We start from the raw sequence: 22,089 nt of genomic DNA, 5'->3' as shown, positions 1-22,089 counted from the left end.
CGCGGGCCCCGCCGATAGGGCAGGGGGTTCCTAAATCGGACCGGCTCAGGCGCTCACCTGGTCGAACAGGCCGGCGTTGTAGTCGCGGATGGCGTCCATGATCTCCTCGCGGGTGTTCATGACGAACGGTCCGTGGGCCACGACCGGTTCCCCGATCGGCTCGGCATGGCCGAACAGCAGGACGGCGTCGTCGGTGGCGGCGATCTCCACCGTGTCTCCGGCGAGGTCCAGCTCGGCGAGGTGCCAGGGCGCCACCGCCTTGCCGTTCACGTTCACGTGGCCGCGGACCACGTAGAGGAAGACGTTGCGGCCGCCGAGCGAGCCGAAGCCCACCTTGCCGCCCGCCTTCAGCTCCAGGGTCGTCATGAAGACGCCGGTGTGGGAGGGGACCGGGCCGGTCTGGCCGCCCCAGGTCCCGGAGATCAGGTTGACGACCGCGCGGCCCTGGTCGGCGGTCAGGGCCGGGATCTGGTCCCGCTGCAGGCCGACGTAGCGGGGCCTGGTCATCTTCAGCCGCGAGGGCAGGTTGACCCACAGCTGCAGGATCTCCAGCGGCCCGCCGTCGCGCTTGAAGTCCTCCGGCGAGACCTCGGCGTGGATCAGGCCCGAGCCCGCGGTCATCCACTGCACGCCGCCCGCCTTGATCACGCTCTCGTGGCCGGCGGAATCGCGGTGCGCCAGCTCGCCCTCGAGGATGAAGGTCACGGTCTCGAAGCCGCGGTGCGGGTGGGGACCGAACGGTAGGCCCTGGTTGCCCGGCGGATAGACCTGCGGCCCGTGGTGGTTGAGGAACAGGAAGGGGTCCACCTGCGCCACCTGCGGCCCCGGCACGGGACGCCTGGTCTGCAGGTCGCCGATGTCGTCGCGGTGGGCGGCGTGCTGGGCGGTGACGGTCTTGGCGGGCATCGGGGCTCCTTCGTGGGGCTCAACGCATATAGGCCCATTCCGCCCCTTGCGAAGCTCGCCGGATGGTTCGAAGAACGGCGGCGATGGACCCCTCCTTCTTCGACCTGCGCGCCACCCACAACCCGCACCGCTGGTACATGCCGCTGTCGCCGGCGGTCTGCGTCGGCCCGCCCGACGGCATGTTCATGTTCGGCGGCGTGGGCCTCGCCTCGGCGGTCAGCGCCATGGAGCGCACCACCGGCCGGCCGGTGATCTGGGCCACGGCCCAGTATCTGTCCTACGCCCGGCCGCCCAGCGTGGTGGACCTCGACGTCTGGGTGCCCGCCCAGGGCAAGTACAACAGCCAGGCCCGCGTCGTCGGCCACGTGGACGACAAGGAGATCTTCACGGTCAACGCGGCCCTGGGCTCGCGGCCCAGCGACCTCTCCGAGCAGTGGCTGCAGATGCCCGACGCACCCCGGCCGGAGGACTGCGAGCCGGCCGAGCACTGGCGCGGCTCCGCGCTCGGCCTGCACAGCCGGATGGAGGTGCGGGTGGTGAAGGGGCGCTACGGCGCCGACCGCGACGGCAAGCCGGAGGCCGACGGCCGCTCGATGATCTGGATCCGCCCGCGCGAGCGCTTCCCCATCGACGCCCCCATGCTGGCGGTGATGGCCGACATGCTGCCCTCCGGCATCGGCAGCGCGCTCGGCCGGAACGCCGGCGGCAACAGCCTGGACAACACCCTGCGCGTCCGCCGGATCGTGCCCACCGAGTGGGTGCTCTGCGACATCCGCATCCACGGCGTCCACGGCGGCTTCGGCCACGGCGCCATGTACCTGTTCGCCCAGGACGGCGAGCTGATGGCCACCGCCAGCCAGAGCCTGATCGTCCGCGTGCGGGAGACCGGGACGGACCGCTAGGGGCGCGCCTCCGATCCGCTCAGAACGGCTCGGCGACCACCCCCGGCCGCTCGTTGTCCCAGATCATCGAGACGATCTTCCAGGCGCCGGTCCCGTCCCTGAAGAGCTGGATGGAGTTGATCCCCCGCCGCTCGGGCGTCGCGTCGTCGGGCGACGTGCGCGCCTCGTAGAGGCTCCAGACGTGGGCCATGTTGCCCAGCACGTCGATGCGCCGGGCGATCTCCACCTCGAAGAACGGGTTGGCCATGAAGAACGGCGTGACGTCGGCCCGGTACTCGGCCGGGCCCATGGCCTTGATCCACGGCCGGCCCTCGGCGTCGACGCCGGTGCGCATCTGGCGGGAGTCCTCGCGGAACACCGCGAGCTGGCGGCTCCAGTCCCGGGGCCCGGCGGGCCCCGAGATCATGGCGTACATCTCGTCGACGACGGCCCCGATGGCTGTCTTCTCGTCCATGGCGGCGTTGTCGCCGCCCGGAGCGACCGAGTCTAGTTCCGGGCCGGGATGACCACGGGCAGGTGCTCGTAGCCCTTCACGAAGGTGGAGTAGACCCGCTTGGGCTCGCCCACGACCTCGATGGTCGGGAAGCGCTTCATGATCTCTTCCCAGATGATCTTCAGCTGCAGCTCGGCCAGCCGGTTGCCCACGCAGCGGTGGATGCCGAAGCCGAACGACAGGTGGTTGCGCACCCGCGGACGGTCGATGATGTAGTCGTTCGGCCGCTCGATGACCTCGTCGTCGCGGTTGCCCGAGACGTACCACATGACGACCTTGTCGCCCTTCCTGATGGTCTTGCCGCCGATCTCGTGATCGGCGAGCGCGCGGCGGCGCATGTGGGCCAGCGGCGTCTGCCAGCGGATGGTCTCGGAGACCATCGACGGGATCAGCTCCGGGTCGGCCTTCAGCTTGCGGTACTCGTCCGGGTTCCGGTTTAGGGCCAGGATCGAGCCCGAGATGGTGTTGCGGGTGGTGTCGTTTCCGCCCACCGTCAGCAGCACGATGTTCCCGAAGTACTCGCGCGGCTCCATGTTCCGGGTCGCCTCGCCGTGCGCCAGCATGGAGACTAGGTCCCCGGTCGGCTCGGCGTTGACCCGCTCGTTCCACAGCGCCGTGAAATAGGCGTGGTACTCGACGAAGATCTGCATCTTCTGTTCGATCGTCTCGACGAGCCCGCCCGGCATGGGGATCGCGGTGACCACGTCGGACCAGTAGATCAGCTTGCGCCGGTCCTCCTGCGGCATCCCGAAGAGCGTCGCCAGCGTCATGCCGGTGAGCTCCTTGGAGACCTTGTCGACCCAGTCGAACTCCTCGCCGATCGGCAGGTTGTCGAGGATCATGCCGGCCCGCTCGCGGATCAGCGGCTCCAGCCGCTGCAGGTTGAGCGGTGACACGGCCGGCGACACGGTCTTGCGCTGCACGTCGTGCTTGGGCGGGTCCATGGCGATGAACATCGGCAGCGGGCCGTCGCCCTGCGTCTGCTCGGCGATGGTGATGCCGCCCTCGGACGAGAACACCTGGTGGTTCGTGTCCACCGCCATGATGTCGTTGTACTTGGTGATCGACCAGTAGGGGCCGTGCTCGCTCTCGGCGGTGTAGTGCACGGGGTCCTCGGCGCGGAGGCGCTCGAACATCGGCCAGTGGGCGTCGGCGGCGAACAGCGCCGGCTGAGCCGGGTCCAGGCTCTCGAGTGGGGCCGAATAGACCTCGTCGCGCGCCGCCTGCAGGCTCAGGAGATTGCCGTCCGCCATGATCTGTTCCTCCGCTTTGCCGCCTTGCTAGCGTGAAGGTGACGCGGGCGTCAACTTTCGGCAGGCGTCAGCGCGGTTTCGTGATCACGCAGCCGACGACGGCGATCCGCTCGACGTCGGCGTAAGGGGCGGTGTCCAGCTCCTCGCCGAACACGTCCGGATCGAGCTCGCGGTAGGCGAGGGCGCAGCCGGCCTCCTGGGCGGTCCTGCGCAGTTCCTCCTGCAGCCGGTCCCGGCCGCCCATCAGGATGGCGCTGCCGGTGTAGAGCAGGAACCGCCCGCCCGGCGCGAGCTTGGGGATCGCCGTCCTCGCCCACTCGAGCGAGATCTCGCCGCCGTGCAGGTCGCCGCCGTCGCGGTAGGTGCGGCCCGCCGGGTCGACGATGTAGGGCGGGTTGGCGAGGATCAGGTCCGTCCCCGCCGGCGCGCCCTCCAGGCCCTCCGCCTCGCGGACGGCCAGCGGGATCCCGGCGTGCGCGGCGTTCAGCCGGGCGAAGCGCAGGGCGCGGCAGTTCACGTCGGTGAGCAGGGCCTCCTGCGGCCGGCAGCGGGCGGCGGCGGTGAGCGCGCCCACGCCGGCACCGCCGCCGATGTCCGCCAGGCGGCCGATCGTTGCGCCCTCGGCGATCTCCGCGGCCACGAAGTCGGCGAAGCGGTAGCTGTCCGGCCCGAGGAAGACGGAATCCTCGTCGTCGGTGGGGAAGGCCGAGTGGAGGAACAGCAGGCCGTGCACCCGCGAGACCCGCACCGTGCTCCGCCACAGCGCGCCGTCGCGGGCCAGCACGCCCGCCGCCGCCAGCGCCTCGAACAGGTCGTCCGGCAGCACGCCCTCCCGGAAGGGCCGGCTCCAGCCCAGCACGTCGCGCACCGACCGCGCCTCCTGCAGGCCGGGGCGCCGCACCACGCGCTGGTGGGTGAGGGGCGTGGGCGTGACGAAGTCGTAGCCCGTCTCCTCCAGCCGCCGGAGCAGCGCGAGCAGGGCGTCGTCGGCGGAGGTGGCGGCGGTGGAGTCGGGCATGCCGATGAAAAGCCGCCGCCACGGTTCCGGTTCACGGCATCCGATCCGGCACGGTGGCGTTTCAAGCCGGGGACCACCATTGGGAAGGAGCAGGCGTGGCGTCACGTTGGCCCGAGCGGCTGTGGATTGTGCGGCACGGCGAGAGCGCCGGCAATGTGGCCCGCAACCTGGCCGAGGCGGCCGGGCACGGGCGTATCGACATCGCCGACCGCGACGTGGACGTGCCGCTCTCGGCGCTCGGCGAGGGCCAGGCCTGCGCCCTTGGCCGCTGGTTCTCGGACATGCCCGAGCACGAGCGGCCGGAGGTGGTGCTGAGCTCGCCCTATGTCCGGGCGCTGCGCACCGCCGACATCGTCCGCGACTGCGGCGGCTTCTCGCCGGAGGCGCACCGCCCGACGCCCGACGAGCGGCTGCGGGAAAAGGAGTTCGGCATCCTGGACCGTCTCACCCGCCACGGGATTGGCGAGCTGCATCCGGACCAGGCGGAGTTCCGTCGCCTGCTGGGCAAGTTCTATCACCGGCCGCCCGGGGGAGAGAGCTGGTGCGACGTGATCCTGCGGCTGCGCAGCGCGCTCGACACGCTGTCCCTGCACCACGCCGACCGGCGGGTCCTGATCGTCACCCACCAGGTGGTGGTGCTGTGCCTGCGTTACCTGCTGGAGTGCCTGACCGAGCAGGAGATCCTGGAGATCGACCGGGCCCACGACGTGGCCAACTGCTCGGTGACCGAATACCGGCTCGACCGCAGCTGCGGTCCCAACGGCGAGCTCAAGCTGTTCCGCTACAATTTCACCGCGCCGCTGGAGCAGGAAGGGGCGCCGGTGACCACCGAACCCGACGCGCCGGTCGCCGCGCGATGAGCGGCGCGGAGCTGGTCACCCCGGAGCTGCTGGCCCGCTGGCGGCCGCCCGTGGTCGCCGAGGAGAGCGACAAGGAGAGCCGCGGCCGGGTCCTGGTCCTGGCCGGCGGGGCCCAGGTGGCGGGCGCGACCCTGCTGACCGCCGTGGCCGCCATGCGGGCGGGCGCGGGCAAGCTGCAGATCGCCGCGCCGCGCAGCCTCGCCCAGGGGCTGGCGCTGGCCATGCCCGAGGCCCGGGTGATCGCCGCGCCGGAGACTGCTGAAGGAGAGCTCGCGCCGGAGGCGGCGGAGATCCTCGAAGGCGCGCTGGGCCGCAGCCAGGCCGCCGTCATCGGGCCGGGCATGGTCGAGGACGGCGCCGCCGGGGAGCTGGCCCTGCGTCTGGTGGAGGCGGGCGGCCCGCCGATGGTGGTCGACGCCGCCGCCATGCAGGGCCTCGTCGACGATCCCGGCCGGGCCCGCGCCCGCCACGGCGAACTGGTGCTGACCCCGCACGTGGGCGAGATGGCCGGGCTGCTGGGCTGTTCGAAGGACGAGGTGGCCGCCGACGCCCTGGCGCTCACCCGCCGCGCCGCCGCCCGGTGGAAGGCGGTGGTGGTCCTCAAGGCGGCGACCACCCTGATCGTCAGCCCCGACGGCAAGGCCTGGCGCCATGTGGGCGGCCACGTGGGCCTGGCGACCTCCGGCTCGGGCGACGTGCTGGCCGGGATCATCGCCGGCCTGATCGCCCGCGGCGCCCCGCCAGCCCAGGCCGCGGTCTGGGGCGTGGCGGCGCACGGCCGCGCCGGCGGGCGGCTGGAGGCGCGGATCGCCCGGCTGGGCTTCCTGGCCCGCGAACTGCTGGACGAAGTGGCCCCGGCCATCGCCGAGCTCGGCGGCGCATGACAAAGCCGTAAGCATCGCGGCGGCGGAAATCCGGTGTAGGAAGCGCCCAAACACGCGGGCCCGGCCCGCCAGGGAGCTCCACGTCACATGATCCTTCGTAAATCCTGGCTCGTCGCGGCCTCCGCCGCGGCCCTGCTCGGCGCCTGCGCCACGCCCGCCGAACCGCCGCCGCCGCCCGTCGCCGAGGCGCCCGCCGCGCCGGCCCCGGCCAAGCCCCGCCCGCAGTACGGGACCTTCGGCTTCGACACCGCCGGCATGGACCGCGCCGCCGCGCCCGGTGACGACTTCTTCGCCTACGCCAACGGCGGCTGGGTCAAGGCCACCGAGATCCCCGCCGACCGCTCGAACCTGACCAGTTTCGCGGTGATCGCCGAGCGCGCCGCCCAGCGGACCCGCGCGATCATCGATGAGGCCGCCGCCGCCAACGCTCCGGCCGGGACCGACGCCCGCAAGATCGGCGACTACTACGCGAGCTTCATGGACGAGGCCGCCATCGAGGCCGCCGGCGCCGCGCCGCTGAAGCCGGAGCTCGACCGCATCGCCGCGATCCGCAGCCGCACCGACCTGTCGCGGGAACTGGGCGCCTCGGTCCGCGCCGACGTGGACGCGCTGAACGCCACCGACTTCTACACCGACCGGTTCCTCGGCCTCTGGGTCGCCGAGGACCTCAACGACACCACCGTCTACCGGCCCTATCTGATGCAGGGCGGCCTGGGCCTGCCGGACCGCGAATACTACCTGGGCTCCAGCGCCCGGTTCACCGAGATCCGCGCCAAGTACAAGGCCCACATCGCCCAGATGCTGCGGCTGGCCGGCTACGCCGATGCCGACGCCCGCGCCGCGCGCGTGGTCGCGCTCGAGACCGCCATCGCCCGGTCCCACTGGACCGTGGACCAGACCGCCGACGTGCTGAAGGCCAACACCGTCTGGACCCGCGCCGAGCTGGCCCGCAAGGCGCCCGGCCTCGACTGGGACGCCTTCCTCACCGCCGCCGGCCTCTCCGACCAGCCGCGCTTCGGCGCCTGGCAGGACAGCGCCATCGCCGGCATGTCGAAGCTGGTCGCCAGCCAGCCGATCCAGGCCTGGCGCGACTACCTGGCCTTCCACGCCGTGGAGCGCGGCGCGCCCTTCCTGTCCAAGCCCTTCGCCGACGAGCATTTCGCCTTCAACGGCCAGACGCTCTCGGGCACGCCCCAGCAGCGCGAGCGCTGGAAGCGGGCGGTGGACAACACCTCCGGCGCGCTCGGCGAGGCGGTGGGCAAGCTCTACGTCGCCCGCCACTTCACGCCCGACCAGAAGGCCCAGGTGGAGGAGATGGCGAAGAACGTGCTGACCGCGTTCGGCCAGCGCATCGACCGCATCGACTGGATGACCCCGCAGACCAAGGCGGAGGCGAAGAAGAAGCTCGCCAACTTCCGGGTCTACGTGGGCTATCCCAACAAGTGGCGCGACTATTCCGCCCTGGAGATCCGCCGCGGCGACGCCTACGGCAACCAGGCGCGCGCCGAGCTCTTCGAGTACCGCCGCAACCTCGCCAAGCTGGGCCAGCCGGTGGACCGCGAGGAGTGGTTCATGACGCCCCAGACGGTGAACGCCCTGTTCGCCCCGTCGCAGAACTCGATCATCTTCCCGGCCGGGATCCTTGAGCCCACCTTCTTCGACCCCAACGCCGACCCGGCGGTGAACTACGGCGCCATCGGCGGCGTGATGGGCCACGAGGTGAGCCACGGCTTCGACGACCTGGGCGCCCAGTTCGACGCCGACGGCAACCTTCGCAACTGGTGGACGCCGGCCGACATGGCCCAGTTCAAGGCCCGCACCAAGATGCTGGCCGACCAGTACAGCGCCTACCAGGTCTTCCCGGACCTCAACCTCAACGGCCAGCAGGTGCTGGGCGAGAACATCGCCGACGTGGCGGGCCTGGCCACCGCCTACGACGCCTGGAAGATCTCGCTGGGCGGCCGGGAGCCTGCGGTGATCGACGGCTTCTCCGGCGACCAGCGCTTCTTCCTCGGCTGGGCGCAGAACTACCGGTCGAAGTACCGCGAGGCCGCCCTGCGCCGCGCGGTGGTCACCGGCGTCCACTCGCCGGGCATGTACCGGGCGCTCACCGTCCGCAACCTCGACCCCTGGTATCCGGCCTTCGACGTGAAGCCCGGCCAGACGCTGTACCTGAAGCCCGACCAGCGGGTGCGCATCTGGTAGCTCCGGTTCCGATCGCCGACCCGGACGACCCGCGCATCGAGCCCTACCGGGCGGTGCGCGAGCGCGACCTGGTCGGCCGCTCGGGGCTGTTCGTCGCCGAGGGGCGGGTGGTGCTGGAGAAGCTGGTGCAGGCCGGCCGCCACCCGCTCGTCTCGGTGCTGGTGGCCGAGCAGCGCCTGGAGGGCCTGCGGGGACTGCTCGCCCCCCTCCCGGCGGAGACGCCGGTCTACGCGGCGGCGCAGGAGGTGATGGACGCCATCGTGGGCTTCCCGATCCACCGCGGGATCCTGGCGCTCGGCCGGCGCGCCGAGCCCGCGCCCGAGGCGCTCCTGGCGGGCCTGCCCGACAAGGCCCTGGTGGTGGCGCTCTCGGCCGTGGCCAACCACGACAACATGGGCGGCGTCTTCCGCAACGCCGCCGCCTTCGGCGCCGACGCCGTGCTGCTGGACGCCGACTGCTGCGACCCGCTGTACCGCAAGGCCATCCGCGTCTCGGTGGGCGCGGCGCTGACCATGCCGTTCGCCCGCCTGCCCGCCGGGGCGGATCTCGTGGGCGTGCTGCAGGCCCACGGCGTCGAGGTGCTGGCCCTGTCGCCCCAGGGCGCCGAGGAGCTGGACGAGGTGGTCCCCGCCGCCCGCACGGCCGCGCTGTTCGGAGCGGAGGGGCCGGGGCTCGCCGCGGGCGTGCTGGCCCGGACCCGCACCGTCCGAATCGCCATGGCGGGCGGTTTCGACTCGCTCAACGTCGCCACGACCAGCGGCATCGTCCTGCACCGCCTGGCTGCGGCCGGACGCCACGTCACCTGAGCAAGGGGTGTTTAACCACCCGCCGCCTAAGGTGCCGGCCGAGGTGGGGCTAAGTAGATGACACGCGTGAGGACGCGGAAGGCTGCGACCGCAGCCCAGCCGCCCGGCACGGAGCAATCCGGCCCGGTCTTCGACCGCGCCGTACGATTGGCCGAAGCCCTGCTGCCCGGCGCCCGGGCCCAGATCGCCCTGTTCAGCGGTGACGGCGCCGCCGCCTGGCGCAGCCACGACCCCAAGCGGGTTCTCCCGTGCGACGCCCCGGCGGCGCGCTCGGTGGCCGAGGGCGGCGAGCTCCTGTGGATCGATGGCGGCTGTCCCGATCATCGCCTGGAGGCCTGCGGCATGGGCTTCTACGTGGGCGCGCCGATCCGGCTGGCCGACGGCGCCGTCCCCGGCGTCCTGTGCGTCCGCGGCGACGGTCCGCGGCCCTATGACGCCGAAACGGCGGCGCGCCTCCAGGACCTGGCCGATTTCGTCGCCGACGAGTGGACCCGGATCAGCGCCCAGCAGGCCCGCGAGGCCTCCCTGCGGGAGCGCGACGCCGCCCGCCGCACCCTGGCGGCGGTGGTCAGCGTCGCCGCCATCCCGCTGGTCATCACCGACTGCGACATGAAGCTGATCGGCGCCAGCGCCCGCTGGCTCGAGCGCCGCGCCCTCCAGATCGGCGACGCGCGCGGCCGCTCCCTCTACGAGCTGGCGCCCGAGGTCTTCGGGCCGTTCCGCGCGGCCTTCGACCGCTGCCTCACCGGCGAGACCGTCAACGTCGACCGCGTGCAGATCCCCCGCGCCGACGGCGGCGTGGAATGGGTGCAGGCGGTGGTGGCCCCCTGGCGCCAGGGCGACGGCGCGGTCGGCGGGCTGATCATCACCTCCCACGACGTCACCCAGATGGTCGAGGCCCTGGAGCGCACGGAGCGCTCCGAGGAGCGGCTCCGGCTCGCCCTGGAGATCGCCGACGTCCACGTCTGGGAAATGGACTTCGTCCGCCACACGCTCGTGAAGGCCGGGGCCGAGGACACCTTCTTCACCCGGCCCAAGACCTACGACGACATGGCCCAGGACATCTGGGCCGCCGTCGATCCCCGTGACCGCGAGGAAACCCGGAAGGCCTGGGAGCGGCACGTCGCCGAGGGCGTGCCGTATCGCCCCGAGCACCGCGTGGCCCGCGACGACGGCCGCGAGGTCTGGGTCGCCGGCACCGCCCGCATGATCTCCGACGAGAACGGTCGCCCGCTGCGGCTGCTCGGCGCTTTCCAGAACATCACCGAACGCAAGGCCCAGGAGCGGGCGCTGGTCCAGGCGAAGGAGGAGGCGGAGGCCGCCAACCACGCCAAGAGCGCCTTCCTGGCCACCATGAGCCACGAGATCCGCACGCCCCTGAACGGCGTGCTCGGCATGGCCCAGGCCATGGCCATGGGCGAGCTGTCGCCCGAGCAGCGCGAGCGGCTGGAGGTCATCCGCCAGTCCGGGGAGGGGCTGCTGGCCATCCTCAACGACGTGCTGGACCTCTCCAAGATCGAGGCCGGCAAGCTGGAGCTGGAGCAGGCCGAGTTCGACATGGCCGAACTCGCCCGGGGCGCGCACGCCACCTTCAAGGCGGTGGCCGAGGCCAAGGGGCTGGCCTTCAAGCTGAACATCGAGCCCGCCGCCCGCGGCGCCTGGCTGGGCGACTCCGTCCGCGTGCGCCAGATCCTTTACAACCTGGTCTCCAACGCCCTGAAGTTCACCGACCAGGGCGGCGTGACCGTCACCGTGGGTCGCCGAAACGACGCCCTGCGGCTGACCGTGAAGGACACCGGCATCGGCATCGCGCCCGACAAGCTCGCCCACCTGTTCCAGAAGTTCGAGCAGGCCGACGCCTCCACCACCCGCCGCTACGGCGGCACGGGCCTGGGCCTCGCCATCTGCCGCGACCTCGCCGAGCTGATGGGCGGCAAGATCACGGCCCGGAGCACGCCGGGCGAGGGGGCGACCTTCACCGTCTGCCTGCCGCTCCCGAAGGTGGCGGGCAAGGCGCCGGCCCCGGCCCCGGCCGCCTCGTCGGCCGAGGTGGAGATGCGCCCGCTGCGGGTGCTGGCCGCCGAGGACAACGCCACCAACCAGCTCGTCCTGAAGACCCTGCTCGGCCAGGTGGGCGTCGAGCCCGTCCTGGTCCGCACCGGTCGCGAGGCGGTCGACGCTTGGGCGCGCGAGCCCTGGGACCTGATCCTGATGGACGTGCAGATGCCGGAGATGGACGGCCCCAGCGCCACCGCCATCATCCGCACGCGCGAGGCCCTGGAGGGCCGCCGCCGGACGCCGATCGTGGCGCTCACCGCCAACACCATGCGCCACCACATCACCGAGTACGCGGCCGCCGGCATGGACGGCTTCATCGCCAAGCCGATCTCCGCGGCCAAGCTGTTCGAGGCGCTCGAGGCGGCGGTGGAATCGGCGGACGCCGCGGGCGGGACGCAGCAGGTCGCCTGACGCGCGGAGCCGCGCTAGGCTCCGCCCATGCCGCAGCACCCCATGACCGAAGAGGTCCTCGAGCCGGACCTGCCGATCTGCGATCCGCACCATCACCTGTGGGACTTCCCGAACGGGCGCTACCTGCTGCCCGAGCTCCTGGCGGACATCGGCCAGGGCCACCGGGTGGAGAGCACGGTCTTCGTCGAATGCGGGGCCTTCTACTCGGCCGTGAAGCCGCAGCCGTTCCGGTTCGTCGGCGAGACCGAGTTCGTGGCCGGCGTGGCGGCCATGGCCGAGTCCGGCCGCTACGGCCCGGTGCGGGCCTGCGCCGGCATCGTCGGGCGCGCGGACCTGGCCCAGGGCGCCTCGGTCACCGAGGTGCTGGCCGAGCATGTGCGGGCGGGCGGCGGGCGCTTCCGTGGCATCCGCCACGCCGGCGCCTGGGACGCCAGTCCCGAGATCCGCGTCAGCCACACCGAGCCCCCGCCGGGCCTCTACGGCCTGCCGGCCTTCCGGGAGGGCTTCGCGCAGTTGGCCGAGCACGGCCTGTCGTTCGAGGCCTGGCAGTACCACACCCAGATCGCCGACGTGGCGGCGCTGGCGGACGCCTTCCCCGAAACCCCGATCATGCTGGACCACGTGGGCGGCCCGCTCGGCATCGGGCCCTACGCCGGCCGGCGCGACGAGGTGTTCGCCGCCTGGGCGGCCGACATCGCGGACCTGGCGCGGCGGCCGAACGTCTGGGTGAAGCTGGGCGGATTGGGCATGGCCACCCTGGGCTTCGGCTTCCAGAAGCGGGAGGTCCTGCCGTCGTCGGCGGAACTGGCCGAAGCCTGGCGGCCCTACGTCGAGACCTGCCTCGAGGCGTTCGGGACCGGGCGGGGGATGTTCGAGAGCAACTTCCCGGTGGACAGCGTCTCGTGCGGCTACGGCGTGCTGTGGAACGCGCTGAAGCGGATCGCCGCCGGCTGCAGCGCCGGCGAGAAAGCCCAGCTTTTCCGGGACAATGCGGTGAGGTTCTACCGGCTGGATCTCTGATCCGGCGACGCGAAAGATCCTCCCGGCGGCGGGTGTGCGACGCCGCCGGGAGGATGCCGCCGACGAGCAGGTCAGCGGCCCGGGGAGGGCGCCCCGAAGCGGAAGGCGGAGACGACCACGTCCATCACCTGGTCGCGGAAGGCGGTCTCGCCGGGTTCGCCCGGCGCCGCGCCGGCGGCGACGAACAGCGGGGCGAGGTGCTCCTCGCGCGGGTGGGCCTCACGGGCGTGGGGACCCTGGTCCCAGTGGGCGAGCGCGGCCTCCCGGCCGGCCGGATCGGCCACCGCCTCGGCCAGCCAGGCGTCGAAGGCCGCGGACTTGGCCGTGAACGCCGGCGTGAAGCCGCGCATGTTGTGCCAGCTCATCCCCGATCCCACGATCAGCACGCCCTCGTCCCTGAGCGGCGCGAGCGCCCGGCCGGCGGCGAGGTGCGCCTCAGGGGCGAGGTCGGCCCGCAGCGAGAGCTGCACCACCGGGATGTCCGCCTCCGGGGTGACCAGCTTCAGCGGCACGAAGACGCCGTGGTCGTAGCCGCGGTCCGGATCCTCGGCGGTCGGGAAGCCCGCCCCGCCGAGCAGTTCCCGCACCCGCCTGGCCAGCGCCGGCGAGCCCGGCGCGTCGAAGGCCAGCCGGTAGGTGTGCTCCGGGAAGCCGTAGTAGTCGAAGATGAGCGGCGGGCGCTCGCCCGTCTGGACGGTGAAGGCGTCGGCCTCCCAATGCCCGGACACCACCAGGATCGCCTTCGGCCGCTCGGGGAGGGTGGCGACGAGGCCCTTCAGCCAGCCGGCCGTGCGGTCCCAGGTGTCGGCGGGACCGCGCGTCCAGTCCATGAAGAAGCAGGGACCGGCGCCGTGCGGGATGAAGACGGTGGGCAGGGTCATCGGGAGGCCTCCGCGCGGCGACGCTCAGGCCGCCTGGCGCGCGTCGGCCGCCGCGGTGTTGCGCTCGATGTGCGCCGCGAAGGCCTGGACGAGGCCGCGCAGGAACTCCGCGGTGGTCTCGTTGGTCAGCTCGCCCTGCTCGTCGAACAGCGACAGGGTGTTTCCGATGTAGGCCTCGGGCTGGCCGAGCACCGGCATGTTGAAGAAGCTGATCGCCTGGCGCAGGTGGTGGTTGGCGCCGAAGCCGCCGAGCGCGCCGGCCGAGGTGGAGACCACCAGCGCGGGCTTGTCGGTCCACACGGCCTTGCCCCAGGGACGCGAGCCCACGTCGATGGCGTTCTTCAGGAAGCCGGGGAAGGAGCGGTTGTACTCCGGCGTCACGAACAGCACCGCGTCGGCGCCGGCCACTTCGCCCCGGAAGCGGGTCCAGGCGGCGGGCGGGGCGTCGGTCTCCAGGTCCTGGTCGTAGTGCGGCAGGTCGCCGATCTCCACGAAGCGGAAGTCCAGGCCGGCCGGCGCGAAGCCGGCGATGGCCTTGGCGATCTTGCGGCTGGACGAGTCCTTGCGGAGGCTGCCGACGATGACGGCGACGGTGCGGGATTGGGTCATGTCTGGTCCTCGTTGAATGTCGTGGGACCGAAATGGGCGCGGGTCCTGGCGTTGATAATCGGAGCCGGCGGCATAAGTTTCGTGCCGAAAGGGAAACAATCGCCATGGACCGCTTCGACGAGATCAGCGCCTTCACCGCCGTCGCGGACGCCCGCAGCTTCACCCAGGGGGCGAAGCGGCTGGGGGTCTCGTCGGCCCAGGTGTCGAAGCTGGTGGCGCGCCTGGAGAACCGGCTCGGCGCGCGGCTCCTGAACCGCACGACGCGCGACGTCTCGCTCACCGACACCGGCCGCGCCTACCTGGAGCGCGCCCGCCAGCTGCTGGAGGACTTCGAGAGCCTCGAGACCTCGGTCCGCGACCAGACCGGGCCCAAGGGCCTGCTGCGGATCTCCGCGCCCGTGTCGTTCGGGGCCAGCCAGCTCACCCCGGCGCTGCTGGACTTCGCCCACGCCTATCCGGAGGTCTCGCTCGACGTCTCCTCGACGGACCGGATGGTCAACCTGGTGGAGGAGGGCTTCGACGTCGGCGTCCGCATCGGCGCCCTGACCGACTCTTCCCTCGTCGCCCGCAAGCTGGCCGCCGTGCGCCTGGTCACCTGCGCCGCGCCGCACTACCTCGCCCGCGCCGGCACGCCCCAGGCGCTGGAGGACCTCGCCGCCCACGAGGCGGTGCTCGACACCAACGCCCGCGACCCTACCGTCTGGCGCTTCCGGGCCAACGGCGAGCAGCACGACGTGCGCGTGCACGGTCGGCTCAGCTTCTCCGGCGCGGAGGGCTGCGTGGCCGCCGCCCGCCTGGGCTTCGGCATCATCCGCACGCCAGCCTTCGCCGCGGCCGAGGACCTGCGGGCGGGCCGGCTCGTGCCCGTGCTCTGCAACTTCGAGCCCGAGGTGATCCACGTGCACGCGGTCTATCCGCACGCCCGGCACCTGGCGGCCAAGGTGCGGGTGTTCGTGGACTTCCTGGCGAAGCGCTACGCGGGCGAGCCGGAGTGGCACCAGGGCTGGGGCTCGCGCCACCCGCCCAGCCCGGAGATCGCCCGCGAGATGGCCTAGTCGCCCTTGGGGCCCAGGTAGCCCTTGCCGTAGACCGCCTCGCGGAAGTCGGTGTGCAGGGTCCCGTCGAACGGCAGCTTCTGGGTGAAGAAGACGGCGGTCAGCTTGTTGGCCGGGTCGACCCAGAAGAGGGTGGAGGCCGCCCCGTCCCAGAAGAACTCGCCCACCGCGCCGCGGTTGTCCTTCGGGTCGGTCGGCTGGACGGTGCGCACGGCGAAGTCGAAGCCGAAGCCGACCTTGCCCTTGTTGGGCAGCCACATCCGCTCGGTGACGCTGGGGTCGAGGTGGTCGGTGGCCATCAGGCGCACGGTGGAGGGCTTCAGGATCCGCGCGCCGTCCAGCTCGCCGCCGTTCACCAGCATCCGGGCGAAGCGCATGTAGTCGTCCAGCGAGGAGACCAGGCCCGCGCCGCCCATGGTCAGCTTGCGCGGCGCGAAGTTGCGGGCTCGGGCCTGTTCGTCCGGCTGGCGGGCGAGCTTGCCGTCGGCGCCGGCCGTGTAGGTGGCGGCGAAGCGCGGCAGGACCTCCTGCGGCTGGGTCCAGCCGGTATCCTTCATCCGCAGAGGCTCGAAGATGCGGCTCTCCACATAGGTCTCGAACGGCATGCCGGAGAGCTTCTCCACCAGCAGGGCCTGGACATCGACAGCGGCCGAATAGCTCCACTGGGCCCCCGGATCGAACAGCAGCGGGACCTGGCCCAGCCGCCGGCCCATCTCCGGCAGGTCGTGGGTTAGCGCCAGGGGCTCCAGCCTGCGGTACTCGTCGTCGGCCGGCGTCCGGCCCGAGCCGTAGGAGAGGCCGGCGGTGTGCCGCATCAGGTCCCGGACGGTCATCGGCCGCTTCGGCGCGCGGTAGACCGGCTTGCCCGCCCCGTCCTGGCCTCCGTAGACCCTGACGTTGGCGAACTCCGGCAGGTGGTCGGCCACCGGATCGTCCAGCCGGAAGCGGCCCTGTTCCCAGAGCTGCATCAGGGCGACGCCGGTCACCGGCTTGGTCATCGACCAGATCTGCACCAGGGTGTCGCGGCGCATGGGCCGCTGCCTCTCGCGGTCTGCAAAGCCGGCGGTCCCGAAGTAGCGCTCGCGGCCGTCCTGCCAGACCAGGGCCGAGACCCCGGCGGTCCGGCCGCTCTCCACCATCTGCGTCAGCGCCGCGTCGATGCGCGCCTTGTCGATGCGCACCGGCGCCGGCGCCTGGGCCCAGGCCGCCCCCGCCAAGCCAAGCCACAGCGCCGCGAGCAGCGCCCCCATCCTGCCGACCATCAGCCTCCCCCCTTGTGTCCATGGCGTGTTAGCGGTCACACCGCCGCGGCACTCTGGAAAGCCGTAAAGCCGCTTTCAAGCCTCCCGGCGCGGCTTTGCGAAGGAGATCGTTGTTCACCTAAGCAATCGGTGGTTTCCTCTCGGGAAAAGAGGAGGACAGCGCATGGCCGCCGACGGGAACATCACCAAGGACATCCTCTACGACGCCGTGGCGCCGGACGACTTCGAGTCCATGCTGGAGCTGGACCGCTACGGCGCTCGCTCCACCGCCTTCGACAAGATCATCTCGGCGACCCACGACCACTTCTGGGATCCGCTCGACCCCAAGTACATCGACTTCTCCGAGCCCTGGGACATGGAGAACGAGGCGCTCCTGCCCGACGACCAGGTGATGAGCCTGGGCATCCCCTACGTCCTCGAGCACCTGGAGAAGACCGGCCAGAAGGCGAAGTTCATCAACGAGATGGCGCTCTGGCAGTTCTCCTCGATCCTGCACGGCGAGCAGGGCGCGCTGAACCTGTCGGCCAGCCTCTGCCATGTGCTGAAGGACCAGGGGGCGCAGGAGTACGCGGCCAACCAGACCCGCGAGGAGGCCCGCCACGTCACGGCCTTCGCCCGCTACATCAAGGCGCGCTGGGGCCGGCCGCGGCCGTGCGGGGCCATGCTGCAGCAGCTCCTGGTGGAGATCATCGCCGCGCCGGAGGTCTACAAGAAGATCATCGGCATGCAGATGCTGGTGGAGGGCCTGGCGATGGGCGCCTTCGCCACCGGCTTCAAGTACAACCGCGACCCGCTGGCCCGGAAGCTCTTCCAGCTCGTCATGACCGACGAGGCCTTCCACCACAAGTTCGGGAAGATCTGGGCCGACCGCACGATCCCGCGGATGACGCAGGAGGAGCGGGACATCGTCGAGGACTGGGCCGCCCATTGCTTCCAGGCCCTGCTCTTCAATCTCGGAAATCCGCAGCAGCAGGCGCAGGTCTACCGCGACTTCGGCCTCGACCCCGACCGTGTGCTCGTCGAGTTCCGCCAGATCGTCCAGAACGACGACGCGCGGCGCGAGCGGCTGAAGACCCAGTCGAACATCTTCCGCGTCCTGATCAAGACCCTGCTGAACGCGGGCCTGATCACCGACCGCACCAAGGCCTTCTACGGCACCTATGTCGACATGGACGAGCTGAAGGGCGAGGGCGACAAGATGGTCGGCGACGACATCGCCGAGGAGGGCATCAAGTACCTCCAGGAGATCAACTTCAAGGACCGCTCGGCCAAGCCCGTCAGCATCGCGGCGGAATAGTCAGGCCGCATCCGCCTCGGCCTCGCCGTCGAGCTGGTCGCGGATCATGCGCAGGGCCGTGTCGAGGGCGCGCAGGCGCACCTCGGCGCGGCCCACGTCGCCGTAGCGCATCTCCTTGTGGACCGTGGGCCCGCCCTTCCGCGCCGAGGCGAAGTGGACGAGGCCCGCCGGCTGGCCGGGCGCGCCCTCGGCGTAGCCGGTGATCGAGACGGCGATGTCGGCGTGGGAGTTGGCGATGGCGCCCTCGGCCATCGCCCGCGCCGCCCGCTCCGACACCGCGCCGTCGGACTGCAGGATATCCATCGGCACCCCCAGCATCTCGTGCTTGGCCTCGTCGGTGTAGGTGACGAAGCCGCGCTCGAAGGCGTGCGACTTGCCCGGGATGTCGGTGAGCAGCGACGCCAGCAGACCGCCGGTGCAGGACTCGGCGGCCGCCAGCTTCAGGTCGCGGTCGCAGGCTTCGCCGAGGACGGACTGGGCGAGTTCGTCCACCTCGGTGGGCACTGCGGGGTCGAGGGCCTCGGCCATCCGGGCCTAGTGGGTGGCGCGGCTACCCGTGCCGCCCATTTCCGTCATCAGCTCTTCCTTGCGGGCGAGCAGGCGTTCGCCGACGGCCTTGGTGTCCATCCCCTTCTTCTGGACTTCGGGGAAGTACTCCTTCTCCTCCTCCTCGACGTGATGCTCGATCATCTCCTTCAGGACGGTGACCTTGGCGTCGTAGTACTCGTCGGAGGGCTGCATGCCTTCGAGCTGGGCGATCAGGTCCTTGGCGGACATGTGCTCGACCACGGCCTCGTTGACGGTGTCCTGCTCCTTCACGAACTCGCGGGACTCCGGATAGAAGATCTCTTCCTCGATCTGAGTGTGGACCTTCAGCTCGAGCGCGATCTGCTGGAAGATCTCCTGCTTGGCGGCGTCGTCTTCCTTGACCTTCTCGTACTGCTTGAACAGCCGCTCCACCTCGCGGTGGTCGCGCTTCAGGACGGCGACGGCGTCGTTGCCGCGGGCGACCGGCGCCGTGCTCTTCTTGGCGGCGGACTTCTTCGCCGTGGAGCTCTTGCTCGAGGCGGACTTGCTGCGCGCGGACTTGCCGCCGCTGCTCGACGTACCGGTGGTGGCCATGAGGATCCCTCTCCTTGGGGCTCGGATGAGCCTGCCATGTTCCTGAACCCGCCGGATGGGCGCCGGTTCCGCTTGATTTTCGCAGGCGCAGCCGCTCGTTAGGCCCGATGAGCCGGGGCGCGAAAGTAACGGTGGCGGGGGCGGGCGCCCTGGGCCTGAGTTCGGCGCTCGCGCTGGCTGACGCCGGCTGCGACGTCACCGTCTGGGATCCGGCGCCGGAGACCAACGCCTCGGCGGTGGCCGGGGGCATGATCGCCCCGGCGTTCGAGGCGGCGCTGGATACGGAGGCCGCGCCGGCGTTCGACCTACTGATGGCGGCCCGCAACCTGTGGCCGGCGCTGGAAGCGCGCTCGGGCGTGGTTCTCGATCGCTCGGGCGCCCTCGGCGTCGGTCCGCCGGCTTGGCTCGCCGCCCTGCAGGCCGGCTTCGTGCGGCTGGGGCTGCACATGACCGAGCTTCCCAGGCCGACCCTGGAGGACCTGGCGCCCGGCCTGTCGCCGGCCTTCGCCGACGGCCTGATGACCCGTGAGGACTGGCGGCTCGAGCCGGGCCAGGCGATGGCCGCCCTGCGGGGGGCCGCGACGGCGGCGGGCGTGGCGTTCCGCGCGCGGCGGGCCGCCGACGCCGGCGAGGGGGACTGGCTGGTCGTGGCGACGGGCGCCGACCCGGGGCTGGCGAGCGTCGCGCCCGAGCTGGCGTGGCTGACGCCGATCAAGGGCCATATCCTGCGGCTGGCGGGGGCGCCGCAGGGGCGGTGCACGGTGCGCGCACCGGACATTTACGCCGTGCCCGGCGACGGCGGGCTCGCGCTGGGCGCGACCATGGAGGTGGGGGTCTCCGACCCGAACCCCGATCCGGCCCAGGCGGAACGGCTCTTGAGCGCCGGGGTCGGGCTCTTCCCCGCCCTGGGCGGCGTGCGGCCGCAGGTGTTCGCCGGCGTGCGGGCGGCGACGCCGGACGGCCTGCCGATGGTCGGCCCTTCCCAGGCGGAGCGGGTGATCCTGGCGACCGGCGCGCGGCGCAACGGCTGGCTGCTGGCGCCGCTGGTGGCCCAGGTGGTGGCGGCTTGCGTGACGGGGCGTGACCCTGGCCCCTATGCCGCCCGGCTGCATCCGGCGAGGTTCGGGGGAGGCGCATGACCGGTTTCTGGTTCACCGACGAGCAGGAGGCGATCCGCGAGAGCGTGCTGCGCCTCTGCGCCCGCTTCGACGCGGACTACTGGCGGCGCACCGATGAGACCGGCGAGTTTCCCGAGGCCTTCGTCGCCGCCATGGCCGAGGCCGGCTGGCTGGGCGCGGCCATGCCCCAGGAACTCGGCGGCTCGGGCCTGGGCCTCACCGAGGCGGCCATCGCCATGCAGGCAGTGACCGAGAGCGGCGCGGGCTTCACCGGCGCCAGCGCCCTGCACCTCAACATCTTCGGGCCCATGCCGCTCGCGAAGTTCGGCAGCGAGGAGCAGAAGAAGCGGCTGATCCCGCGGCTGATCTCCGGCGAGGACAAGCTCTGCATCGGCATCACCGAGCCGGACGCGGGCCTCGACACCACCAGCCTGACCACCCGCGCCGAGCGCACGAACGACGGCTGGGTGATCTCGGGGCGCAAGGTGTGGACCACCTCCGCGCAGCGGGCGAACAAGATCCTGATCGTCGCCCGCACCACGCCGCGCGATCAGGTCGCGAAGTCCACGCAAGGGATCAGCCTGTTCTACGCCGACTTCGACCGGTCGAAGATCCAGGCCACGCCGATCCCGAAGATGGGCCGCAAGGCGGTGGAGTCGAACTCGGTCTTCATCGACGGCCTGCACGTCCCCGCCGACGCCCTGGTGGGCGAGGAGGGGCGGGGCTTCTACTACCTGCTGGAAGGGCTGAACCCCGAGCGCGTGCTGTTCGGGGCGGAGGCGGTGGGCCTCGGCCGCGCGGCGCTGAAGCGGGCCGCCCAGTACGCCAGGGAGCGCGTGGTGTTCGGCCGGCCCATCGGCCAGAACCAGGGCGTCGCCCATCCGCTGGCGAAGGCCTGGGCGGAGCTGGAGGCGGCCAACCTCATGGCCTTCAAGGCCGCCGCGCTCTACGACGCCGGCCGCGAATGCGGGGCCGAGGCCAACGCCGCCAAGTACCTGGGCGGCGAGGCGGGCTTCCGCGCGTGCGAGGCCGCGGTCCTCGCCCACGGGGGCATGGGCTATGCGAAGGAGTTCGACGTGGAGCGCTACTTCCGCGAGTCCATGATCGCCCGCCTCGCCCCGATCAGCCGCGAGATGGTGTTCAACTTCCTCGCCGAGCGGGTGCTGGGGCTGCCGCGCAGCTACTAGGTGTCGTTCGGCAGCCGGAAGGCGATCGGGATCACCACCCGGGCGCCGTCCACCACCTGGCCGTCGACCGTCTGCGGGCTCATCCGGAAGAAGCGGGCGAGCTTCAGCGCCGCCTCCCCGAAGCCGGCGTCGGCGGGCGTCTCCGAGACCACCGCGCAGCCGGTCAGCGCGCCCTTGGCCGTCACCGAACAGCCGATCGAGGCGCGGCCTTCCAGCCCGAGCCGCTGGGCCCGCTCCGGATAGTAGCGCGCCAGCTCCTCGGCTCCCGGCTTCTTCACCCAGTTGGGCGAGCGGATCACTGGGGCGGCCTTGGGCGGGTCGACGCGCGGCGGATCGAGGCTCGCGACCGGTCCGGGATCTGCGGGCGCGGCATCCGGAATCTCGGTGATCAGCGGCGGCGTGGTAGCCGGGCCCTGGACCGGCGGGGTCTGGTGGACGCGGATCGGCGGCTTCTCGACGGGGTCCGTCGGCGGCGGCGGCGGCTTGGGCGGCGTCCAGGTTTCGACCCGAATGGGTGGGGTTTCGTCGATCACCTGCGGCTCCGGCGCGGTAAATTTCATGTACGCAACATATGCCCCCACCACCACGTGGACTCCGATCGAAATCCCGATGGCGGCGGTCAGGTGCTTGGGCCGTCCGGCGCCTCGGGAATCGAAGGTGAGCGGGACGAACTGGCGGGCGATCACGGCGTGTCCTCCTGATTTGCTGCAACATTGCAACAATGTTGCAAAGCGGAGAAGAA

At 71.7% G+C, this 22,089-nt stretch carries 21 protein-coding genes; 11 read left to right on the top strand and 10 right to left on the bottom strand.

The annotated features are described in order from the left end of the window. Window positions 1-45: 45 nt before the first annotated feature. Complete coding sequence (locus VM685_RS14315; RefSeq protein ID WP_325460843.1) at window positions 46-906, bottom strand: pirin family protein; 861 nt, start codon at window positions 904-906, stop codon at window positions 46-48. An 83-nt stretch (window positions 907-989) separates the two neighbouring features. Between VM685_RS14315 and VM685_RS14310 the strand changes: the two genes are divergently transcribed. Further along, window positions 990-1,808 (top strand): acyl-CoA thioesterase, encoded by an 819-nt coding sequence (locus VM685_RS14310; RefSeq protein WP_325460842.1) that lies wholly within the window; start codon window positions 990-992, stop codon window positions 1,806-1,808. A 19-nt stretch (window positions 1,809-1,827) separates the two neighbouring features. On the opposite strand, the gene VM685_RS14305 is transcribed toward VM685_RS14310, so the two are convergent. The 3 genes from VM685_RS14305 to VM685_RS14295 form a co-directional block, all read right to left on the bottom strand. Then, complete coding sequence (locus tag VM685_RS14305; protein WP_325460841.1) at window positions 1,828-2,262, bottom strand: hypothetical protein; 435 nt, start codon at window positions 2,260-2,262, stop codon at window positions 1,828-1,830. A gap of 32 nt (window positions 2,263-2,294) precedes the next feature. Beyond that, window positions 2,295-3,554 (bottom strand): cytochrome P450, encoded by a 1,260-nt coding sequence (locus VM685_RS14300; protein ID WP_325460840.1) that lies wholly within the window; start codon window positions 3,552-3,554, stop codon window positions 2,295-2,297. A gap of 67 nt (window positions 3,555-3,621) precedes the next feature. Beyond that, window positions 3,622-4,572, bottom strand: a complete 951-nt coding sequence (locus tag VM685_RS14295) for a methyltransferase (protein ID WP_325460839.1) — start codon at window positions 4,570-4,572, stop codon at window positions 3,622-3,624. Window positions 4,573-4,667: 95 nt separating this feature from the next. Between VM685_RS14295 and VM685_RS14290 the strand changes: the two genes are divergently transcribed. The 6 genes from VM685_RS14290 (at window position 4,668) to VM685_RS14265 (ending at window position 12,816) form a co-directional block, all read left to right on the top strand. Beyond that, window positions 4,668-5,432 carry a histidine phosphatase family protein gene (locus tag VM685_RS14290; protein ID WP_325460838.1) on the top strand — a complete coding sequence of 255 codons (765 nt, stop codon included), beginning with the start codon at window positions 4,668-4,670 and terminating at the stop codon, window positions 5,430-5,432. Continuing rightward, window positions 5,429-6,316, top strand: coding sequence for an NAD(P)H-hydrate dehydratase (locus VM685_RS14285; protein ID WP_325460837.1), 888 nt, complete (start codon window positions 5,429-5,431; stop codon window positions 6,314-6,316). Before VM685_RS14290 ends, VM685_RS14285 begins: the two co-directional genes overlap by 4 nt. A gap of 87 nt (window positions 6,317-6,403) precedes the next feature. Further along, window positions 6,404-8,521, top strand: a complete 2,118-nt coding sequence (locus VM685_RS14280) for a M13 family metallopeptidase (protein WP_325460836.1) — start codon at window positions 6,404-6,406, stop codon at window positions 8,519-8,521. 53 nt (window positions 8,522-8,574) lie between these two features. Next, a complete protein-coding gene (locus VM685_RS14275) occupies window positions 8,575-9,327 on the top strand; it encodes an RNA methyltransferase (protein ID WP_325460835.1) in 753 nt (250 codons plus the stop codon). A gap of 147 nt (window positions 9,328-9,474) precedes the next feature. Continuing rightward, a complete protein-coding gene (locus VM685_RS14270; protein WP_325460834.1) occupies window positions 9,475-11,796 on the top strand; it encodes an ATP-binding protein in 2,322 nt (773 codons plus the stop codon). 42 nt (window positions 11,797-11,838) lie between these two features. Further along, on the top strand, window positions 11,839-12,816 hold the full coding sequence (locus VM685_RS14265) for an amidohydrolase family protein (RefSeq protein ID WP_325460833.1): 978 nt from the start codon (window positions 11,839-11,841) through the stop codon (window positions 12,814-12,816). A gap of 71 nt (window positions 12,817-12,887) precedes the next feature. Here the strand turns inward: VM685_RS14265 and VM685_RS14260 are convergent, their stop codons facing one another. Both VM685_RS14260 and VM685_RS14255 read right to left on the bottom strand, forming a co-directional pair. Further along, window positions 12,888-13,697: a class III extradiol ring-cleavage dioxygenase gene (locus VM685_RS14260; protein ID WP_325460832.1), complete on the bottom strand. Its 810-nt coding sequence runs from the start codon at window positions 13,695-13,697 to the stop codon at window positions 12,888-12,890. Between the two features lie 24 nt (window positions 13,698-13,721). Further along, the gene (locus VM685_RS14255; RefSeq protein WP_325460831.1) at window positions 13,722-14,306 is read right to left on the bottom strand and encodes an NAD(P)H-dependent oxidoreductase; all 585 of its coding nucleotides are present in this window, start codon (window positions 14,304-14,306) and stop codon (window positions 13,722-13,724) included. A 104-nt stretch (window positions 14,307-14,410) separates the two neighbouring features. On the opposite strand from VM685_RS14255, the gene VM685_RS14250 reads away from it, so the two are divergent. Further along, a complete protein-coding gene (locus VM685_RS14250; RefSeq protein ID WP_325460830.1) occupies window positions 14,411-15,361 on the top strand; it encodes a LysR family transcriptional regulator in 951 nt (316 codons plus the stop codon). On the opposite strand, the gene VM685_RS14245 is transcribed toward VM685_RS14250, so the two are convergent. Continuing rightward, window positions 15,358-16,623: a serine hydrolase domain-containing protein gene (locus VM685_RS14245; protein ID WP_325460829.1), complete on the bottom strand. Its 1,266-nt coding sequence runs from the start codon at window positions 16,621-16,623 to the stop codon at window positions 15,358-15,360. The two genes, VM685_RS14250 and VM685_RS14245, sit on opposite strands and share 4 nt — an antisense overlap. 163 nt (window positions 16,624-16,786) lie before the next feature. On the opposite strand from VM685_RS14245, the gene VM685_RS14240 reads away from it, so the two are divergent. Continuing rightward, window positions 16,787-17,920: a ferritin-like domain-containing protein gene (locus VM685_RS14240; protein ID WP_325460828.1), complete on the top strand. Its 1,134-nt coding sequence runs from the start codon at window positions 16,787-16,789 to the stop codon at window positions 17,918-17,920. Here the strand turns inward: VM685_RS14240 and VM685_RS14235 are convergent, their stop codons facing one another. Together VM685_RS14235 and VM685_RS14230 are read right to left on the bottom strand one after the other, a co-directional pair. Further along, a complete protein-coding gene (locus VM685_RS14235; protein ID WP_325460827.1) occupies window positions 17,921-18,448 on the bottom strand; it encodes a CinA family protein in 528 nt (175 codons plus the stop codon). It lies immediately after the preceding gene. 6 nt (window positions 18,449-18,454) lie between these two features. Continuing rightward, a complete protein-coding gene (locus VM685_RS14230) occupies window positions 18,455-19,042 on the bottom strand; it encodes a hemerythrin domain-containing protein (RefSeq protein WP_325460826.1) in 588 nt (195 codons plus the stop codon). Window positions 19,043-19,149: 107 nt separating this feature from the next. Here VM685_RS14230 and VM685_RS14225 point away from each other — a divergent pair, with 107 nt between their 5' ends. Both VM685_RS14225 and VM685_RS14220 read left to right on the top strand, forming a co-directional pair. Further along, entirely contained in the window at window positions 19,150-20,181 is a 1,032-nt protein-coding gene (locus tag VM685_RS14225) for an FAD-dependent oxidoreductase (RefSeq protein WP_325460825.1), read from the top strand. Further along, entirely contained in the window at window positions 20,178-21,347 is a 1,170-nt protein-coding gene (locus VM685_RS14220; protein WP_325460824.1) for an acyl-CoA dehydrogenase family protein, read from the top strand. Before VM685_RS14225 ends, VM685_RS14220 begins: the two co-directional genes overlap by 4 nt. Here VM685_RS14220 and VM685_RS14215 read toward each other — a convergent pair. Then, on the bottom strand, window positions 21,344-22,033 hold the full coding sequence (locus VM685_RS14215) for a TonB family protein (RefSeq protein WP_325460823.1): 690 nt from the start codon (window positions 22,031-22,033) through the stop codon (window positions 21,344-21,346). The genes VM685_RS14220 and VM685_RS14215 overlap by 4 nt on opposite strands. Window positions 22,034-22,089: the final 56 nt, after the last annotated feature.

Origin of the sequence: Phenylobacterium sp. (assembly GCF_035539035.1) — a bacterium.
Taxonomy (GTDB): domain Bacteria; phylum Pseudomonadota; class Alphaproteobacteria; order Caulobacterales; family Caulobacteraceae; genus Phenylobacterium.
The sequence above is the reverse complement of the archived record's forward strand: the minus strand, read 5'-3'. Positions and strand labels throughout refer to the sequence as shown.

Excerpts from the sequence above, each read along its gene's own strand:
- VM685_RS14315 (WP_325460843.1), bottom strand. The coding sequence starts at position 906 with ATGCCCGCCAAGACCGTCACCGCCCAGCACGCCGCCCACCGCGACGAC.
- VM685_RS14310 (WP_325460842.1), top strand. The coding sequence starts at position 990 with ATGGACCCCTCCTTCTTCGACCTGCGCGCCACCCACAACCCGCACCGC.
- VM685_RS14305 (WP_325460841.1), bottom strand. The coding sequence starts at position 2,262 with ATGGACGAGAAGACAGCCATCGGGGCCGTCGTCGACGAGATGTACGCC.
- VM685_RS14300 (WP_325460840.1), bottom strand. The coding sequence starts at position 3,554 with ATGGCGGACGGCAATCTCCTGAGCCTGCAGGCGGCGCGCGACGAGGTC.
- VM685_RS14295 (WP_325460839.1), bottom strand. The coding sequence starts at position 4,572 with ATGCCCGACTCCACCGCCGCCACCTCCGCCGACGACGCCCTGCTCGCG.
- VM685_RS14285 (WP_325460837.1), top strand. The coding sequence starts at position 5,429 with ATGAGCGGCGCGGAGCTGGTCACCCCGGAGCTGCTGGCCCGCTGGCGG.
- VM685_RS14280 (WP_325460836.1), top strand. The coding sequence starts at position 6,404 with ATGATCCTTCGTAAATCCTGGCTCGTCGCGGCCTCCGCCGCGGCCCTG.
- VM685_RS14265 (WP_325460833.1), top strand. The coding sequence starts at position 11,839 with ATGACCGAAGAGGTCCTCGAGCCGGACCTGCCGATCTGCGATCCGCAC.
- VM685_RS14260 (WP_325460832.1), bottom strand. The coding sequence starts at position 13,697 with ATGACCCTGCCCACCGTCTTCATCCCGCACGGCGCCGGTCCCTGCTTC.
- VM685_RS14255 (WP_325460831.1), bottom strand. The coding sequence starts at position 14,306 with ATGACCCAATCCCGCACCGTCGCCGTCATCGTCGGCAGCCTCCGCAAG.
- VM685_RS14250 (WP_325460830.1), top strand. The coding sequence starts at position 14,411 with ATGGACCGCTTCGACGAGATCAGCGCCTTCACCGCCGTCGCGGACGCC.
- VM685_RS14245 (WP_325460829.1), bottom strand. The coding sequence starts at position 16,623 with ATGGTCGGCAGGATGGGGGCGCTGCTCGCGGCGCTGTGGCTTGGCTTG.
- VM685_RS14240 (WP_325460828.1), top strand. The coding sequence starts at position 16,787 with ATGGCCGCCGACGGGAACATCACCAAGGACATCCTCTACGACGCCGTG.
- VM685_RS14235 (WP_325460827.1), bottom strand. The coding sequence starts at position 18,448 with ATGGCCGAGGCCCTCGACCCCGCAGTGCCCACCGAGGTGGACGAACTC.
- VM685_RS14230 (WP_325460826.1), bottom strand. The coding sequence starts at position 19,042 with ATGGCCACCACCGGTACGTCGAGCAGCGGCGGCAAGTCCGCGCGCAGC.
- VM685_RS14225 (WP_325460825.1), top strand. The coding sequence starts at position 19,150 with ATGAGCCGGGGCGCGAAAGTAACGGTGGCGGGGGCGGGCGCCCTGGGC.
- VM685_RS14220 (WP_325460824.1), top strand. The coding sequence starts at position 20,178 with ATGACCGGTTTCTGGTTCACCGACGAGCAGGAGGCGATCCGCGAGAGC.